Annotated in this window: 19 protein-coding genes; 4 read left to right on the forward strand and 15 right to left on the reverse strand. The window is 66.9% G+C overall.

Features of this window, described 5'->3' with window-relative positions; all coding sequences use genetic code 11:
• Positions 1-60: 60 nt before the first annotated feature.
• Both AC56LK_RS13070 and AC56LK_RS13075 read right to left on the reverse strand, forming a co-directional pair.
• Positions 61-2040: a helicase-related protein gene (locus tag AC56LK_RS13070; protein ID WP_497184935.1), complete on the reverse strand. Its 1980-nt coding sequence runs from the start codon at positions 2038-2040 to the stop codon at positions 61-63.
• Between the two features lie 65 nt (positions 2041-2105).
• Complete coding sequence (locus AC56LK_RS13075) at positions 2106-2510, reverse strand: rhodanese-like domain-containing protein (RefSeq protein WP_497184936.1); 405 nt, start codon at positions 2508-2510, stop codon at positions 2106-2108.
• 93 nt (positions 2511-2603) lie between these two features.
• Between AC56LK_RS13075 and ftrA the strand changes: the two genes are divergently transcribed.
• Positions 2604-3566 (forward strand): transcriptional regulator FtrA, encoded by a 963-nt coding sequence (gene ftrA / locus AC56LK_RS13080; protein WP_497184937.1) that lies wholly within the window; start codon positions 2604-2606, stop codon positions 3564-3566.
• 40 nt (positions 3567-3606) lie between these two features.
• On the opposite strand, the gene lipA is transcribed toward ftrA, so the two are convergent.
• From lipA to AC56LK_RS13115, 7 genes are all read right to left on the reverse strand, one after another.
• Positions 3607-4593 carry a lipoyl synthase gene (gene lipA / locus AC56LK_RS13085; RefSeq protein WP_497184938.1) on the reverse strand — a complete coding sequence of 329 codons (987 nt, stop codon included), beginning with the start codon at positions 4591-4593 and terminating at the stop codon, positions 3607-3609.
• Between the two features lie 27 nt (positions 4594-4620).
• A complete protein-coding gene (gene lipB / locus AC56LK_RS13090) occupies positions 4621-5331 on the reverse strand; it encodes a lipoyl(octanoyl) transferase LipB (RefSeq protein WP_497184939.1) in 711 nt (236 codons plus the stop codon).
• Between the two features lie 91 nt (positions 5332-5422).
• Complete coding sequence (locus tag AC56LK_RS13095; protein ID WP_436103718.1) at positions 5423-5689, reverse strand: DUF493 family protein; 267 nt, start codon at positions 5687-5689, stop codon at positions 5423-5425.
• Between the two features lie 312 nt (positions 5690-6001).
• Positions 6002-7906 (reverse strand): DUF6600 domain-containing protein, encoded by a 1905-nt coding sequence (locus AC56LK_RS13100; protein ID WP_497184940.1) that lies wholly within the window; start codon positions 7904-7906, stop codon positions 6002-6004.
• Positions 7907-8025: 119 nt separating this feature from the next.
• Entirely contained in the window at positions 8026-8676 is a 651-nt protein-coding gene (locus tag AC56LK_RS13105) for a LysE family transporter (RefSeq protein WP_497184941.1), read from the reverse strand.
• Between the two features lie 81 nt (positions 8677-8757).
• Entirely contained in the window at positions 8758-9042 is a 285-nt protein-coding gene (locus tag AC56LK_RS13110; protein WP_027864703.1) for an HU family DNA-binding protein, read from the reverse strand.
• Positions 9043-9119: 77 nt separating this feature from the next.
• Positions 9120-9341 (reverse strand): BrnA antitoxin family protein, encoded by a 222-nt coding sequence (locus tag AC56LK_RS13115; protein ID WP_497184942.1) that lies wholly within the window; start codon positions 9339-9341, stop codon positions 9120-9122.
• Positions 9342-9537: 196 nt separating this feature from the next.
• On the opposite strand from AC56LK_RS13115, the gene AC56LK_RS13120 reads away from it, so the two are divergent.
• Positions 9538-10470, forward strand: coding sequence for a DUF808 domain-containing protein (locus tag AC56LK_RS13120; protein ID WP_497184943.1), 933 nt, complete (start codon positions 9538-9540; stop codon positions 10468-10470).
• 86 nt (positions 10471-10556) lie between these two features.
• Here the strand turns inward: AC56LK_RS13120 and AC56LK_RS13125 are convergent, their stop codons facing one another.
• Entirely contained in the window at positions 10557-11024 is a 468-nt protein-coding gene (locus tag AC56LK_RS13125; protein ID WP_497184944.1) for a hypothetical protein, read from the reverse strand.
• A 181-nt stretch (positions 11025-11205) separates the two neighbouring features.
• Here AC56LK_RS13125 and AC56LK_RS13130 point away from each other — a divergent pair, with 181 nt between their 5' ends.
• The gene (locus tag AC56LK_RS13130; RefSeq protein WP_497184945.1) at positions 11206-12231 is read left to right on the forward strand and encodes a zinc-dependent alcohol dehydrogenase family protein; all 1026 of its coding nucleotides are present in this window, start codon (positions 11206-11208) and stop codon (positions 12229-12231) included.
• Here the strand turns inward: AC56LK_RS13130 and AC56LK_RS13135 are convergent, their stop codons facing one another.
• From AC56LK_RS13135 to AC56LK_RS13150, 4 genes are read right to left on the reverse strand one after another with little or no spacing between them, the layout of a single operon-like run.
• Positions 12232-13014, reverse strand: a complete 783-nt coding sequence (locus tag AC56LK_RS13135) for a glutaminyl-peptide cyclotransferase (protein ID WP_497184946.1) — start codon at positions 13012-13014, stop codon at positions 12232-12234. It abuts the gene before it with no gap.
• 25 nt (positions 13015-13039) lie between these two features.
• Positions 13040-13723, reverse strand: coding sequence for an SOS response-associated peptidase (locus AC56LK_RS13140; RefSeq protein ID WP_497184947.1), 684 nt, complete (start codon positions 13721-13723; stop codon positions 13040-13042).
• A 24-nt stretch (positions 13724-13747) separates the two neighbouring features.
• Positions 13748-14227, reverse strand: a complete 480-nt coding sequence (locus tag AC56LK_RS13145) for a DUF6644 family protein (protein ID WP_497184948.1) — start codon at positions 14225-14227, stop codon at positions 13748-13750.
• Complete coding sequence (locus tag AC56LK_RS13150; protein WP_497184949.1) at positions 14227-14565, reverse strand: DUF6152 family protein; 339 nt, start codon at positions 14563-14565, stop codon at positions 14227-14229. The genes AC56LK_RS13145 and AC56LK_RS13150 overlap by 1 nt, the downstream gene beginning before the upstream one ends.
• 86 nt (positions 14566-14651) lie before the next feature.
• Between AC56LK_RS13150 and AC56LK_RS13155 the strand changes: the two genes are divergently transcribed.
• Positions 14652-15122, forward strand: coding sequence for a GNAT family N-acetyltransferase (locus AC56LK_RS13155; protein ID WP_497184950.1), 471 nt, complete (start codon positions 14652-14654; stop codon positions 15120-15122).
• Positions 15123-15134: 12 nt separating this feature from the next.
• Here the strand turns inward: AC56LK_RS13155 and nfsB are convergent, their stop codons facing one another.
• The gene (nfsB, locus tag AC56LK_RS13160) at positions 15135-15788 is read right to left on the reverse strand and encodes an oxygen-insensitive NAD(P)H nitroreductase (protein ID WP_497184951.1); all 654 of its coding nucleotides are present in this window, start codon (positions 15786-15788) and stop codon (positions 15135-15137) included.
• Position 15789 lies beyond the last annotated feature (1 nt).

Consider the following 15789-nt stretch of genomic DNA (forward strand, 5'->3'; position numbering starts at 1 on the left):
TGCTGTCGCTTCTTTGGTAAAAGCGGGATCGTACACCGTGCGCCCGATTCGTGCCGAGGCTTAGCGCCTGCGCTTGCCCCCACCCGACGACCCACCCCGCTGTCGTGCCGCCGTATTCTGCTGCTGCAGGATCGCATCCACCCGTTCCGACGCCTCGCGTGCCAGCTGCTGCGCCAGCTCGATACTCGGAAAATGCTCCGGCTCGCGGTAGCCCAGCCACGCATAGGCCGAATACATGCGGCAGGTATCCTCGACTTCCTGCAGGTTCATGTAGAACAGTTCCTGCGCAGGCGGCGTCAGCTTGCAGATCTTCTTCTTGGCCAGCGACAGCGCCCAGTGCTCCCATGCACTCTGCAGCACCGGCACCCTGCTCGAAATCGGCACCAGCGACAGCATGAACTTCTCCGCCACCGACAAGGGCAGCGTATCGAGCCACTCGGCGCGTTCGTTCTGCTCCTCGGTGATGCGCGGGTAGAAGAAGCCGTCCGGCACGTCGATGTTGTGCACGAAGCGCTTCAGGAGCTTGACCAGCGAGGTTTCGCCGGTCACCGAGGAGATGCGGTGCAGCTGCTCGAGCGAGGGCGCCACCGCGAAGCCGGTGGCCGGCACCGGCGGTATCTTTTCCTTCATCAGCGCGCGCATCACGGTGTGGGTCTCGTCGTCGTAGCCGGCGACGAACCCCTCTTCATGCACGCCGTAGCGCCCTGCCCGGCCGGCGATCTGCCTGGCCAGCGCCGCCGAGATTTCTTCTTCCTCGTAGCCGTTGTACTTGACCGCGGTGGTCATCACGATGCGCGCGATCGGCATGTTCAGGCCCATCGCCAGCGCGTCGGTGCCGACCACGATGTCGGCCTGCCCCTCGCGGAAGCGCTCGGCCTGCGCGCGCCGCACTTCCGGCGACAGGTTGCCGTACACGGTGGCCACCGACAAGCCCTTCTCGGTGATCATGTCGCGCCACATCAGGACGTCGCGGCGCGAGAAGGCGATGACGGCGTCGCCGCGGCGCAGGTTGCCGAGCTTGCGCACCGGCGAGGGCTCCATCGCCAGCGGCGCCATGCGTTTCAGTACGTGGACCTCGAGCGGCACCTCGAGGCGTTCGGCCAGCGCCTCGATGGCACGGCGCGCTTCCGGTGCGCCGACCAGGAACACGGTGGCTGCGGGTGCGCCGCACACGGCCGCGGTCCAGGCGGGGCCGCGGTCGCGGTCGGCCAGCATCTGGATCTCGTCGATCACGGCCACCTCGACCGGCGTCTTCGTGTCCAGCATTTCGACGGTGCTGGCGACATGGGTCCCGCCTTCGGCGATGCGGCGCTCCTCGCCGGTGATCAGGCTGACCTTGATCTCCTTGCCGTGCGGGCGCGCGTTCTGCAGGCGCTCGTAGTTTTCCAGCGCCAGCAGGCGCAGCGGCGCGAGGTAGACCCCGCTCTCGGCCTTGGCCAGCGCTTCCATCGCGCGGTGGGTCTTGCCCGAATTGGTGGGCCCGAGCAGGGCGATGAACTTGCGCCCCATGCGGCTGGCCACCTCGAAAGATTCCGGGTACTCGGCCAGGTTGATGCTTTCCTTGGTGCGCGCGGCGTGGCGCTCTTCCTGCTCGCGCTCGATCGCGTGGGTGAGACGCTGCGAGATGCGCTGGAACACGTAGTCGGCCGGCTCCGAGGTTTCCAGTTCGTCGAGCACGTGCAGGAACAGCAGCGGGTCCCAGCCGAAGTCGTCGGCCTCTTCGGCGATGTCGCGCACGAAGGCTTCGACCTGGCTCTGTAGCTCCTCGATGGCGTCCGGGGTGGCGCGTTGTTCCAGCAGGTCGCGGCGCGCCAGCATGTCCATCTTGCGCCACTTGCTCGGCTTGGCCAGCACGCCGCGCGAGGGCACCAGGCGGTAGGGCACGCGCAGGCCTTCGTAGCGCACCTCGCCCGAGAAGCGCAGGAAGACGCGGCCTTCCATCTTGACCAGTTCGATGCCGCGTTCGGCGAAGTCGAGTTCGCGTTCGAGGAAGGCGTCGTCGTGTTCGGTGTCGTCGGAAGGAGGATGGGATTGAGTCATGGGTCGCTTGCGTGATGTCTGGTTGACATCACTATATCGCAGCAAGCGAAACCGCACGGCTCGTATCAGCTGTTCTTGCCAGTCTCCAGCAGAAAACCCTCATCCAACCAGCCGGTGATGCCGCCGATCATCAGCTTGACCGGCCGTCCCAGCCGGGCCAGGCGCTCGGCGCCGCGCTGCGCGCCATTGCAATGCGGGCCGGCGCAGTACACCACGAACAGCGTGTCCATCGGGTACTCGCGCAGCTTGACGTCGACGATCTTCCCGTGCGGCAGGTTGAGGGCGCCGGGCACATGGCCCTGCGCGTACAGTTCGGGACTGCGGGTGTCGAGCAGGACGAAATCCTGCTGGCCGGCGGCCATGGCGCCGTGCACGTCGGCGCAGTCGGTCTCGTAGGCGAAGGCCGCGCTGAAGTGGGCCAGGGCCTGGTCGCTGGGTGCTGCGGGTACTGCGGAAACGGCTGAAGCCATCGCTATCTCTCCTTGTTGAACGAGCTTCCAGTCTGGCAGGCAGCCGCCAGGGAGGGCAGGTGTCGAAGCGACAGAAACTGGTAACATCGCGCCATGCCCCATCACGTCGCCATCCTCGCCTACGACGGCCTGTGCACCTTCGAGTTCGGCTGCGCCATCGAGCTGTTCGCGCTGGAGCGGCCGGAGTTGAACCTTTCCTGGTATTCGTATGCCGTGTGCGCGGCGGAAGCGGGGCCCCTGCGTGCCGCAGGCGGCCTGACGGTCGTCGCACCGCACGGCCTGGACGCGCTCGAATCCGCCGACACCATCGTCATTCCCGGCTGGCGCGACGCCGGCGAAGCGCCGCCACCGGCGCTGCTCGACGCCCTGCGCCGCGCCCATGCACGCGGCGCGCGACTGTGCTCGATCTGCTCAGGCAGCTTCGTGCTGGCGCATGCAGGCCTGCTGGATGAGCGGCGCGCGACGACCCACTGGCGCTACCTGGACCGGCTGGCGAGCGGGTTCCCGGCGGTCCGTGTCGAAGACGGGGTGCTGTATGTCGAAGATGGCCAGGTCGTGACCTCGGCCGGCTCGGCGGCCGGCCTGGACATGCTGCTGCACCTGGTGCGCAGCGATTTCGGCGTGGAGGTCGCCAATCGGGTCGCCCAGCGCCTCGTGATCCCGGCGCACCGCGACGGCAGCCAGGCCCAGTTGGTGGCGCGTCCGCTGCCGTCGGAACAAGGCAATGTCATTGCGCCCCTGATGGACTGGGTGCGCGAGAACCTGCGCGCCGGGCATACGGTGGAATCGATGGCGGCGCAGGCGCGCATGGGCATGCGCACCTTCCAGCGCCGCTTCAAGGAGGCGACCGGCGTGACGCCGCTGGCCTGGCTGGTGCGGGAGCGCGTCGAACTCGCGGCGCGGCTGCTGGAAACGCGGCCCGGGCTCGGTATCGAGGCCATCGCCGACCTGGCCGGACTCGGTTCGCCGGAATCGCTGCGCCGCCATTTCCGCAGCCATGGCCTGCCGCCACCCGCGCGCTATCGCAAAATGGAAAGGGCCGGCGCCGCCGCGTGAGCGGCCGGCCGGCCCTTCTTTCACATCCGCGAGGGACGAATCAGGCTGCGACGCCCGCTTCGTGCGCCTGCTGGTCGGCGTGGTAGGACGAACGCACCATCGCACCCACGGCGGCATGCACGAAGCCCATCTCGTAGGCCTTCTCTTCGAACATCTTGAAGGTGTCCGGATGCACGTAGCGGCGCACCGGCAGGTGCGAGTTCGACGGCGCCAGGTACTGGCCGATGGTCAGCATGTCGATGTCGTGCGCGCGCATGTCGCGCATCACTTCGAGGATCTCTTCGTCGGTCTCGCCCAGGCCCACCATCAGGCCCGACTTGGTGACCGCGCTCGGGTACATCTTCTTGAAGTCGCGCAGCAGCACCAGCGAGTGCTGGTAGTCGGCGCCCGGACGCGCTTCCTTGTACAGGCGCGGCACGGTTTCCAGGTTGTGGTTCATGACGTCGGGCAGGCCGTCGGCGAAGATGTTCAGGGCCTTTTCCAGGCGGCCGCGGAAGTCCGGCACCAGCACTTCGATCTTGGTGTTCGGCGACAGGGCACGGGTCTTGGTGATGCACTCGACGAAGTGGGCGGCGCCGCCGTCACGCAGGTCGTCGCGGTCGACCGAGGTGATCACGACGTAGGACAGGCGCAGGTCGGCGATGGTCTTGGCCAGGTTGCCCGGCTCGTTCACGTCGAGCGGGTCCGGACGGCCGTGGCCGACGTCGCAGAACGGGCAGCGCCGGGTGCACTTGTCGCCCATGATCATGAAGGTCGCGGTGCCCTTGCCGAAGCATTCGCCGATGTTCGGGCAGCTCGCCTCTTCGCACACCGTCACCAGGTTATTGGCGCGCAGGATGTCCTTGATCTCGTAGAAGCGCGAGGACGCGGTCGCGGCCTTGACGCGGATCCAGTCCGGCTTCTTCAGGCGCTCGGTGTCGGAGATCGGGACGATCTTGATCGGGATGCGCGAAGTCTTGCTGGCGCCCTTCTGCTTTTCGGTGGCGTCGTAGGCTTGTGCAGTACCGGTGTTGGTATCGGTGGTCATTTGGCTCGTGCCCTGGCGGGCTTCCATTCAGAGGTTGTTCGTTGCCGGCTCGACCGCTTCGGCCGATGCCGGTTGGGGCACCAATTGATGTATCAACTGAAGCGCCAGCGCCTGCTGGACATCCGCCAGCGGGGCTTCCACACCCATGGTGCGCATGTCGACGGTGGCCAGGCCCGAGTATCCGCACGGGTTGATCCACGTGAACGGGGCCAGGTCCATCGCCACGTTCAGCGACACGCCATGGTAGGTGCAGCCGTTGCCGCGCACCTTGAGGCCGAGGGCGGCGATCTTCGCGCCCTTGCGCGGGCCTTCCGCGATATAGATGCCGGGCGCCCCGGCAACGCGTTCGCCCGCGAGATTATACGCCGCCAGCACCTCGATGACCGCCTGTTCGATTTTTTCCACAAACTGGCGGGCGTACAGCTTGCCGCCCGGCTTGTTGCGGCGCAGGTCCATCAGCAGGTAGATCACGACCTGGCCGGGACCGTGGTAGGTTACTTCGCCACCGCGGTCGGTCTGGACCACGGGGACACCCGAATTTTGTGCCTGTGCCAGCACGTGGGCCGGGTCGGCGCCCAGGCCCAGCGTAAACACGGGGGGATGTTCGACGATCCACAGCTCGTCCTGCGTCTCGGGCATGCGCGCGTCGGTAAAGGCACGCATCGCGGCGAAGGTCGGTTCGTAGTCGGCGCGGCCGAGCGCGCGGATCAGCGGCAGGGCGGGACGGGTCGAGGACATGAAGGATATAGGGCGGAAGTATGGACAGCCCTGTCATTATAAGCCAGCGCGATGCATTGCGCCTGCCGGCTGTCCCTTTTCCGCCAAGCCCTTACAGGACCATTTTCACCATTTCGTGGGACGACAGGGCGCGGTAGACGTCGTCCAGCATCTCGCGGCTGGTGGCGCGCACGGTCACGGTCAGGCCGGTGTAGTTACCCTTGGCCGAAGGACGGCTCTGCATCTTGCCAGCATGGAAAGTCGGATCCAGCTTCATGATGACCTCGACGATCGTCGGCGCGAAGTCGACGTGCGTAGCGCCCATCACCTTGATCGGGAAGTCGCTCGGGTATTCGATGAGGGATTCTTTGGGGTCCATGGTATTTGTCCTGTGCAAAGCGGCATTGTAGCCAATCCCATATGGAGCTGCACTGCCGGAAAAAAAGAGGCCGGCGCTGTGGCCGGCCTGAACTATTTCTTTGAATGGGAGAAATAGCGGGACATTCGAGTCGCTCGGAGCAGCGCTGCTGCCTGCGAGCGAGTGATGCCACTGTATCGGGATGCCGTCCAGGTCGCGAGCGGAATGTGACGAACGGTAGTTTTGGCCGACAGACGACGCAAACGGCGGAGTAATCGGTGCCGCCGGCACGCGCATGTAAAAAGAGCCGGATGGATCATCCGGCTCTTCATGTCAGCGTTCGCGCTCGTTGGGACGGTTGCTGTCCAGGGTTTCGGCGCGGCGCTCGAGGCGGGCGCGCGGCGGTTCCGGCGCGGGCGCCGGGGCCATCGCACGCGGCGGTGGTGGCGGCGGCGCGATCATCTGGGGCGGTGGCGCGCTCGGGGCTGCCGGCTGCGGCGCCGCCATCACCTGCTGCGGACGTTCGCGGCGGCCTTCGAAACGCTCGCCACGGTCGCCGCGGTCGGCGCGCTCCCAGCGGTCGGCACGCTCGGGACGCTCGTTGTCGCGTCCGCCACGTCCCCAGGGCTGCGGTCGGGCCGGCTCCTGCACCACCGCGGGCGCCGGTGCCGGGTTGGTCGTCAGCACCGGCGGACGCTGGCCGGCGTTGAAGCGCTCGCGGCCCCGGTTGTCGTTGTCGACCCGGTTCGGGATGCCATCGCCGTCACGGTCGCGGTCGAAGCGGTTGCGGATACCGTCGTTGTCACGGTCGGCGCGGTTGCGGATGCCGTCGCCGTCACGGTCGACCCGGTTCGGAACGCCGTCGCCATCGCGGTCACGGTCGACGCGGTCCGGGATGCCGTCACGGTCGCCGTCGCGGCGTGCATTCGGCCGGTCGCGCCATCCCTGCGGCGCCGCCGGTGCGGCGCCCGGGATGGTCGGCAGGGCCTGGGTCGGGTTCGCCCGCGGCAGGTTCGACACCTCGACGGGGCCGCGCTGGCCGAAGTTCGCATGCGGCACCACGGTCAGGCCGCGCTGGCGGTAGTCGGGCACGCCGTCGTTGTTGCGGTCACGGTCGCGGCGTCCATCTCCGTTGCGGTCACGCGCGCTCCAGCTGTTCAGGCGGCGCAGGCGCTCGTCCGACAGACGGTAGTGCGGCACGTAGTGGTCGCGTGGGCCGAGGGGGTACCAGCCGGTGGCCGGACGCGAACCGTGCGAGTGGAAGTTCACGCTCCAGTTGCCGCCGCCAACCCAGCCGACCAGCGCCGGCGCCCAGATCGGACGGCGGCCGTGGTGTTGCCTGTGGCCGGGCGCCCAGGCCCAGCGGTTGCGCACCTGCACCCAGCGGCCGTAATGGAAGGGCGCATAGCCCCAGGACGCGTTGTCGACCCAGGTCCAGCCCCAGGGGGCGATCCAGGTCCAGCGGCCGTCGCGGTAGGGCACCCAGCTCGAGGCCACCGATGGGATCCACAGCGGACCGTACTCGATGTCTTCCTGCCAGGTGCCGTGGCGGTCCAGTTCTTCGTAGCCGGTCATCTCGGTGGTCACGTATTGCGCCGAGCGCGAACCGTCCAGCGTGCGGTCGCGCGCCAGGGCCCAGTCGTCGAAGGCGTCGCGCTGCGCCTGCAGGGTGCGCACGTCGTCGTCGCGCAGTTCGGCGCTGCGGCCGGCGCGGATGGTCAGGCTGGCGCCGCCGCCGTCGACCCGGGCTTCGCCGTCGAACACGCTGACCATGCTGGTGTCGCGCACGCGCTCGGCGTCCACGCGCAGGCGGCCCGGGCGGGTCATGCGCACGCGGCCCTGGGGCGTGGTCAGTTCGAACTCGGGCAGTACGTCCTCGCTCAGGATGCGGATGCTGGCGCTGCCGTAGTGCAGGCGCAGGCGCAGGCTGTCGTCATCCAGTTCGGTCACCTCGAGCGAGCTGTCGCCGTCGATGCGGATCGCCGTCGACCCAATGCGCAGCTCGGTGCGTCCGTTCGGCTGGGTGGTGATCAGGTTGCGCGTCGTGATCGGCCAGTTGACCAGGGCATCGGTCGTGGTGTCGCCCACCTCGCCGCTGATGCTGACCTTGCCCTGGGCGAGCGAGACACGGCCCACGCGGCCCGGCGGCTCGGTATCCAGGGTGTTCTGCGCCATGGCGACAGTGGATAGGGCCGCGAGCGCGAGCATCACGGCGGTCTTGGCGAATTGCTTGGGCATGGCGGGCTCCGGAGGAACGTGGACGATGGGCTGCTAGCAGATTAAACGCGCGAGCGGCGCTCGGGACTACGCAACTTACAGAAAGTTTCAACTGCCGAGTGACAGATACAGGAGTGGCCTCAGGCGCGGCGGCCGGGTTCGACCAGGAAAAGCAAGGAGCCCATGAGGACCAGCACCGCGCCGAAGATGCGGTTCTGGAGCTTCACGGCGCGCGCGTCGCGGAAGAAGCGCTGCATCGACGAGGCCAGTGCGGCATAGCCGTGCATGACGATCGAGTCGATGGTCACCATGGTCACGCCCAGGATCGCCAGCTGCGGCAGCAGCGGCGCTTCTTTGGTGATGAACTGCGGCAGCACCGCGACCATGAAGATGATGCCCTTGGGGTTGGTGGCGTTGGTGAGGAAGCCGGTCATCACGCGCTTGCCGAAGCTCGGGTGCGCGGGCAGGCCGGCGGTGTTCAGGGCGCCAGCGTCGGCCGCCGGCTTGACCGGTGCGCGCCACTGCGCGATGCCGAGATAGATCAGGTACAGCGCGCCGACGATCTTCACCACGGTGAAGGCCAGCGCGGACGCGAGCAGCAGCGAACCGACGCCGGCGCCGGCGATGACCAGCACCAGGATCAGGCCGAACTGCAGGCCCAGCACGGTGGCGCTGGCCTTCCTGAGTCCATAGGCGAGGCCGTGCGACATCGACAGCACCGCGCCGGAACCGGGCGAAATGGCGATCAGCGAACCGGCGATGACGAAGGCGATCCAGGTGGCGAAGCTCATGCTGCGGCGGGAAGTGGGGAAAGAGGGGGCCAGCGCGCGCGTCCGGATATACCGGAGCGCGGCGCGGGGCCTGGGTACTGCTTACTTCTTCTTCGGGTTGACGGCTGCTTTCAGCGTCGCGCCGGCAGCGAAGCGCGGGGTCTTCGATGCTGCGATCTTGATGACATCGCCGGTTGCCGGGTTGCGGCCCTTGCGCGCAGCGCGCTTGGTGACCGAGAAGGTGCCGAAGCCGGTGATGCCGACCGTGTCGCCCTTTTTCAGGCGCTCGGTGATGATCTCGATGATCGTATTGACGGCGGTGTTGGCAGCCGCGCCCGACATCTCGGTGCGCTTCGCGAATTCCGCGATCAGTTCGCCTTTTTTCATAAGTCCCTCCGGGGTTAAAAGAGCGGGAAGATTAGCATAATTATTGCTCTATGTAATCTCGCCCCGGAGGCGAACGCTCAGGCGAGGCTGCTTTCGACGCTCGGGGCCGCCAAACGGTGGCGCAACGCGGCGTTGATCAGGGTCTGGTAACCGGTGCCGCAGCGCTCCGACAGGTTGCGGAATTCGTTCAGGACTTCGTCGTCGAGGTAGATCGTGATGCGGGTCTTGCGCTTCGGCGGGCGGGCACGGCGTACAGCTGGAGCAACGTGGACGGCTTGCAGGGTCGATTCGGTATTCATGGCATCTCCTTCGGTGGCGAGGCTGCAGTACCGCAGCCAACAGCCTTGCACTATACGTACGTGCATTTTCGAATGCCCGGCAAAAGCGACGAGATGCAGATTTACGGGACTGAAATGCAAAAAGCCGCGCTGAACCGTGTGACTGCAAATCCGCCGTCGGGTAAGATGATGCGAACTTGACATGATGGGAGCAACGATGGCTGGCAGTCTGCTGTTATTACTGGACGATATCGCAAGCGTCCTCGACGATGTGGCGGTGATGAGCAAGGTGGCGGCGAAGAAGACCGCCGGCGTGCTGGGCGACGACCTGGCGCTCAACGCCCAGCAGGTAACCGGTGTCAACGCGGAGCGCGAAATCCCCGTGGTCTGGTCGGTGGCGAAGGGCTCCTTCAAGAACAAGGCGATTCTGGTGCCGGCCGCGCTGGCCATTTCCGCTTTCGTTCCCTGGCTGATCACGCCGCTGCTGGTGATCGGCGGCGCCTTCCTGTGCTTCGAAGGGGCCGAGAAGCTCGCGCACAAATTCTTGCACGGCAAGGAAGACGCGGAGCACAAGGCCAAGCTGGCCGAAGCGGTCGCCAATCCCGCGATCGACATGCAGGCGCTCGAGCAGGAAAAGATCAAGGGCGCCATCCGCACCGACTTCATCCTTTCGGCAGAGATCATCGTGATCGCCCTCGGCACCGTCGAGAATGCGCCTTTCAGCCAGCAGGTCATGGTGCTGGTGACCATCGCGCTGGCGATGACGGTCGGCGTGTACGGCCTGGTGGCCGCCATCGTCAAGATGGACGACGCCGGCGTCCACCTGAGCCGGAAGGCCAGCGGCCTGGCGCGCGGCACCGGCAAGCTGCTGCTGGCCACCGCGCCGCGCCTGATGAAATTCCTGTCGGTGGTCGGCACCGCGGCCATGTTCATGGTCGGTGGCGGCATCATCGGCCATGCCTGGGCCCCGCTGCACCACTTCGCGGAACAAGCGGCCCACATGACGGCAGGCGTGCCGGGCGTCGGCGGCGTGCTGGCGGCCATCACCCCAACGGTGGTGGATGCGCTCGCCGGCGTCATCGTCGGCGCCATCGTGCTGGCGGTCGTGACGGTCGTGCAGCGCATGCGCGGCAAGAAGGCGGCGCACTAAGGCGCCAGCTGTTCCCTTCCACCGCCCCGTCCGGGGCGGTCCCATTCTCCGGGATCAAACGCCGCCGGTTTTCCTTCTGTTCTAGACTAGGGACGGCGCGTCATCGCCGCTCCGGCGGCGAGGCCGAGCGCCAGGCTGGCATAGACGAGCGCCAGCGACGGCGTCGACAAGTGTTTTTCATAGCCAGGATGGAAGCGCTTCGGCGTCAGCTTGTAGTCGGCAAAAGCGGCAAAGGCCGAGGTTGCTGCGGATGCGGTCAGGATGCCCGCCGGCGTCTTGCGGTCCAGGTAGCGGCCGGCAACACGCTCGAACAGGATCGACCAGAAGGTGGCGCTGGCATGGTGGATCAGGTAGCCGGGCGCGGTATAACGCAGGGAAAGCCCGCTCTTGCGGGTCGCCTTGTCGCCATGCACGTAATGGCTGATGGCATTGGTCGGCGCGAGGGCACTGCCGGTTTCCTGCTTGCCGACGATGGCCAGCGCCACGGTCGAGAGAATGCTGGAGGCCGCGCCCGACACCAGGCCGCGCTCGATGGTCGTCGTCCAGTTTTGCATGAGATTCCTCTTGAATAAGTGAAAAGAAGATGGATGCGATTCTTGCAGGCGCCGGCGGTTTCATCGGTCGACACCTGCCGCGGGCATTGCATCCACGATACCGATAAATCGGTCTGCCCGGCGCGCATGAATCGAGCGACCGTCCCCCGACCCACAACCGATCAAACGAGGAGAACCACCCATGCGGGCTTACCAGATCCTTCCCGGCGCCGACATCGACGGGCTGCAATGCATCGATTACCCGGACCGCAACCTGGGCCATGGCGAAGTGCGCATCCGCGTGCACGCCGTATCGCTGAACTACCGCGACCTGATGGTCGCCAGCGGCAACTACCTGGTCACTGTCGACGATCCCATCATCCCCTGCTCGGACGGCGCCGGCGAAGTGCTGGAAGTCGGTCCGGGCGTTTCCCGGGTGCAGGTCGGCGACCGCGTGGCGGGCTCCTTCTTCCCCTACTGGCAGGATGGGCCGACCGCGCCGGACAAGATCCGCCATTCGCTGGGCGGCGACATCGACGGCATGCTGGCCGAGGAAGTGGTGCTGCACGAGGACGCGCTGGCGAAGATGCCGGCCTCGCTGAGCTTCGTCGAGGCCTCCACCATGCCCTGCGCGGGCGTCACCGCCTGGAATGCGATCTTCGTGTCGAGCAACGGGATCAAGCCGGGCGACACCGCGCTGCTGCTGGGGACCGGCGGGGTCTCGGTATTGGGCATGCAGCTGGCGAAAGCGGCCGGCCTGCGCACCATCATCACCTCCTCGAGCGACGAGAAGCTGGCGCGCGCCCGCGAGCTGGGCGCCCACCACACCATCAACTACGGCACGATCCCGGAGTGGCACGAGGAAGTGCTGGCCGTGACGCAGGGCAGGGGCGCGAACGTGGTGCTGGAAGTCGGCGGCAAGGGCACCGTGAACCGCTCGGTGTCGGCGGCGGCGATGGGCGGCACGGTGGCGATCATCGGCGGCGTCAGCGGCTTCGGCGGCGAAGTCAACCCGGCCTCGCTGCTGGCCACGGCCAAGCGCATGGTCGGCATTTTCGTGGGCAGCCGCAGCATGCTGGAAGACGTGATGCGCTTTGCCGACACGGTCGGCCTGAAGCCGGTGATCGACCGCGTGTTCCCGTTCGGGCAGGCCCAGGACGCCTACCGCTACATGGAATCGGGCTCGCACTTCGGCAAGGTGGTCATCGACGTGACCGCGCGCGGATGACTAGCGCTTCTGCGGCACCAGCTCGATCTCGTACAGCCTGGGCCACAGCTTGCCGGTGACGAACAGGCGCTTGCCCTTGCTGTCCCAGGCGATGCCGTTCAGGACCGCGTCGGGGTCGAGGGTGCCGCGCTGCGCCGGCGGCAGCAGGCCTTCGAGGTTGATCACGCCCTTCACCTCGCCGCTGGCAGGATCGATGCGCAGGATCAGCTCGGTGCCCCAGATGTTCGAGAACAGCTCGCCCTCGACCATCTCGAGTTCGTTCAGCTTGGGAATCGGCGTGCCCTGGTGCGTCACCTGGATGCGGCGCAGCTCCTTCATGGTCTTCGGCTCCAGGATGCGGATGAAGGAACTGCCATCGCTCATGTAGACCTGCTTCTCATCGCTGGCCAGGCCCCAGCCTTCGCCGACGTACTTGAAGGTCTGCTTCAGCTTGAAGGTCTTCTTGTCGAACACATAGCCGACCTGCGAGGTCCAGGTGAGGGCGAGGATGTCGTTCCCGACCGCGGCCGAGCCTTCGCCGAACACGTCGGCCGGCATGTCGGCCTTCTGCAGCACCTTGCCGCTCGCGAGCTCCACCTTGCGCAGCGAGGAAGTCCCGTTGCGGCCCGTGGTTTCGTACAGGTGGCCGTCGCGGAAGAACAGGCCCTGGGTAAAGGCCTTGGGGTCATGCGGGTAGCTGTTCTTGACGACGAAGCCGTAAATGGGGACGGCTGCCTGGGCTGCGCTGGCGGTGATGGCAACTGCGGTGGCAGCAAGAGCGAAGGTGGCGATTGGTTTCAGCATGGTGCTGGAACTCTAGCACGATCGCCTAAAACAAGGACAAATTCGGCGACGGCTCCGCGCTCTTCTTCACCGTCTGCGGCGCCGCCCAGGTCTTCATGCCCGCTGCCGGATAGTGGCGCAGGAAGCTGCGCGCCGTCTCGACGTCGCGGCAGGCCAGCCAGTCTTCGAGTTCGTCGGGGGCGATCACGACCAGCGAGCGCTTTTCGTCGTCCGGCTTGTGCATGCGCGACATCAGGGGGTGCTCGTCGGCGTTGATCGTGATCTGGGTGAACGAGGACTCGACCCGGCCATCGGCTTCGGTCCACTCGCGCCACAGGCCGGCCACGAAGAACAGGCTGTCGTCCTGCATGCCGATCGCGTGCCGCACCGCGCGGCCGCTTTCGTAGCAGGGTTCGTAGAACCAGGCCATCGGCACCGCGCACAGCTGCAGCCGGCGCCAGCTTGGAGCAAAGGAGCGCCGCTCGCCCAGCGATTCGGCGCGCGCGTTCATGGTGTCGAAGGGTTTGACGCCGGGCGGGATGTGACGGCGCGGCACCATGCCGTAGCTGGCCAGGCAGGCCGCGGGGCTGCCGTCGCTGCCGCGGCGGATGATCGGCGCGCTGTAATCCTTCCAGACTTCATCGGGCCAGCGCCAGTCGGCCGGCAGTTCGCTGAAGGCGCCCAGGGTGCCGAACTGCTCGCGGGTAGGGGAATGGTAGTTGACGCACATGATCCGTCCAGCATAGTGCAACTGCTAGAAATAGGCCAGCAGGCGCCCGCAGGCGATCACCGCGATCCACAGGCCGAGCGAGAGCAGGGCGTGCAGGACGGCGCGCCCGGGCGCCCGTTCCGGCCAGGCATCGGCCCGGCGATAAGGACCCGCATGGAAGGCAAGCGCGTTCAGGCCGGCGACGGCGATCAGGGCGAGCTTGAGCAGGAATACGCGGTTGGCCAGCAGCGCCAGCGGATCGGCCACGAACAGCAGCAGCCCGGTGGGCAGCACCAGCAGCATGCAGCCGGCCGACCAGGGCAGCAGGTGGCGCGCCAGCGCCTTGACCGGCAGCTGGCGGCCGAAACCGAGCACGCGCAGGTCGAACATCGCCACCGCGCCCACCAGCACGGCGAAACCGATGATGTGGAGGGTTTCGACGATCGGGTACAGCCATGCGTGCTCGCGCATGGCCTGCGCCAGCGGCAAAGACGCGGCAAATGTCGCCGCGTCGCTTGGCCGCATCAGCGCAGCTCCGTGGTCTTGTCCTTGATGGTGATGCGTTCGGCGCGCAGTTCGGTCGGGTTGCTGCGGTGTGGATAACCCTGGACCGTGGCCTGGCCGCCCACCGCCAGGTTTTCCTTCGGCAGGCCGCGGTTCTCCATGCGTCCCGGCGGCGCCAGCACCACCAGCCAGGTCTTGTCGGCGGTCTTGAGGCGTACGAAGCCGTGCGGCTGCATATAGCCCGACTCCTCGATCGTGCCGGACAAGGTCAGCGGCTTGTCGGCGTTGTATTCGCTCCAGCCGTGATGGGCGGAAGCGGTGGTGGCCACCAGTGCGGCCAGCAAAAACCAGCGTTTCATGGAGACACTCCTGTCAAGGAAAGGGGAATTCATTCTACGCCCAATTTTTATGCACGCAGCCGCCTGCCAGCGGCTATGCTTGGAACATGCCGATCCAGCGCCGGGCCCGCGTGGCCGACCTCGCCGCACTATGGGAGCTGCGCACCCGCGCAGTCAGGGCCAGCTGCGCCTCGCATTATGCGCCCGAGGTGATCGCGGCCTGGTGCGCCGCCGCGCCGCCCGACAGGCTGCCGCGGCTGCTGGAAGCGGGCGGCGGGCTGGTGATGGAAGAAGCGAGCCGGATGCTGGGCTATGCCATTCTCGACCTGGAAACGGGCGAACTCGATGCCGCCTTCGTCGACCCGGCAGCGCAGGGCCGCGGCATCGCAGGCCGGCTGCTGGCGGCGCTCGACGCGATGGCGCTGGAACGCGGCCTGCACCGGCTCTTTTTATCCGCCTCGCTCAACGCGGTGCCCTTCTACGAGCGAGTCGGCTACGTGGCCGTGCGCCGCGAAATTTACCCGCACCGCAGCGGCCTCGGGCTGGAGTCGGTGTTCATGGAAAAAACCCTTCCATGATCACCGGCGGGCTCAGACGAAGGTAAACGTCAGCTCTTGGGCCAGGCGCGATTTCGGCAGCCCGGCATTGAAGTCCGCCTCCGAGCTGTAGCCGAAGCTCGCCAGCACCACGCTGGCCAGGCCCTGTGCGTGCAGGCCGAATTCCTCGTCCAGGATCTTCTGGTCGAAGCCTTCCATCGGGGTGGCGTCGATGCCGAGCGAGGCCGCGCCCAGCAGGGCGGTGCCCAGGGCCAGGTAGACCTGCTTTTCCAGCCACTGCGGCATGTCGCGCGTGGTGTAGCGGTGGGTGCGCACATAGCCGCGCCGGCCCGCATCCTGCCCGGCGCGGGCGGCATCGTCGCGGAAGCGGCCGTCGCGCGCTTCCTGCGCCAGCAGGCGCTCCAGGTGGGCGTCGTCCATGTCGATGCGTGAGCAGAACACGATCACGTGCGAGGCGTCGAGGATCTTGGCGGCGTTGTAGCCGTAGCCGCCCTGGGCCGCCTTCGCCACGCGCGCCTTGCCTTCCGGCGTACTGGCGACGATGAAGTGCCAGGGCTGGGAGTTCACCGACGAGGGGCTGTGGCGCAGCAGGCTGTACACCTGCTGCATCAGTTCTTCGGGGACGCGGCGTGCGCTGTCGTAGGCCTTGGCGGTATGGCGCTTGCGGGCTGCTGCGAGAATATCCATC

This window comes from Telluria sp. ZB4P36, assembly GCF_059685865.1.

Bases quoted from the DNA above. Each gene is read 5' to 3' on its own strand.
- AC56LK_RS13070 (WP_497184935.1), bottom strand. From the start codon at position 2,040: ATGACTCAATCCCATCCTCCTTCCGACGACACCGAACACGACGACGCC.
- AC56LK_RS13075 (WP_497184936.1), bottom strand. From the start codon at position 2,510: ATGGCTTCAGCCGTTTCCGCAGTACCCGCAGCACCCAGCGACCAGGCC.
- ftrA (WP_497184937.1), top strand. From the start codon at position 2,604: ATGCCCCATCACGTCGCCATCCTCGCCTACGACGGCCTGTGCACCTTC.
- lipA (WP_497184938.1), bottom strand. From the start codon at position 4,593: ATGACCACCGATACCAACACCGGTACTGCACAAGCCTACGACGCCACC.
- lipB (WP_497184939.1), bottom strand. From the start codon at position 5,331: ATGTCCTCGACCCGTCCCGCCCTGCCGCTGATCCGCGCGCTCGGCCGC.
- AC56LK_RS13095 (WP_436103718.1), bottom strand. From the start codon at position 5,689: ATGGACCCCAAAGAATCCCTCATCGAATACCCGAGCGACTTCCCGATC.
- AC56LK_RS13100 (WP_497184940.1), bottom strand. From the start codon at position 7,906: ATGCCCAAGCAATTCGCCAAGACCGCCGTGATGCTCGCGCTCGCGGCC.
- AC56LK_RS13105 (WP_497184941.1), bottom strand. From the start codon at position 8,676: ATGAGCTTCGCCACCTGGATCGCCTTCGTCATCGCCGGTTCGCTGATC.
- AC56LK_RS13110 (WP_027864703.1), bottom strand. From the start codon at position 9,042: ATGAAAAAAGGCGAACTGATCGCGGAATTCGCGAAGCGCACCGAGATG.
- AC56LK_RS13115 (WP_497184942.1), bottom strand. From the start codon at position 9,341: ATGAATACCGAATCGACCCTGCAAGCCGTCCACGTTGCTCCAGCTGTA.
- AC56LK_RS13120 (WP_497184943.1), top strand. From the start codon at position 9,538: ATGGCTGGCAGTCTGCTGTTATTACTGGACGATATCGCAAGCGTCCTC.
- AC56LK_RS13125 (WP_497184944.1), bottom strand. From the start codon at position 11,024: ATGCAAAACTGGACGACGACCATCGAGCGCGGCCTGGTGTCGGGCGCG.
- AC56LK_RS13130 (WP_497184945.1), top strand. From the start codon at position 11,206: ATGCGGGCTTACCAGATCCTTCCCGGCGCCGACATCGACGGGCTGCAA.
- AC56LK_RS13135 (WP_497184946.1), bottom strand. From the start codon at position 13,014: ATGCTGAAACCAATCGCCACCTTCGCTCTTGCTGCCACCGCAGTTGCC.
- AC56LK_RS13140 (WP_497184947.1), bottom strand. From the start codon at position 13,723: ATGTGCGTCAACTACCATTCCCCTACCCGCGAGCAGTTCGGCACCCTG.
- AC56LK_RS13145 (WP_497184948.1), bottom strand. From the start codon at position 14,227: ATGCGGCCAAGCGACGCGGCGACATTTGCCGCGTCTTTGCCGCTGGCG.
- AC56LK_RS13150 (WP_497184949.1), bottom strand. From the start codon at position 14,565: ATGAAACGCTGGTTTTTGCTGGCCGCACTGGTGGCCACCACCGCTTCC.
- AC56LK_RS13155 (WP_497184950.1), top strand. From the start codon at position 14,652: ATGCCGATCCAGCGCCGGGCCCGCGTGGCCGACCTCGCCGCACTATGG.
- nfsB (WP_497184951.1), bottom strand. From the start codon at position 15,788: ATGGATATTCTCGCAGCAGCCCGCAAGCGCCATACCGCCAAGGCCTAC.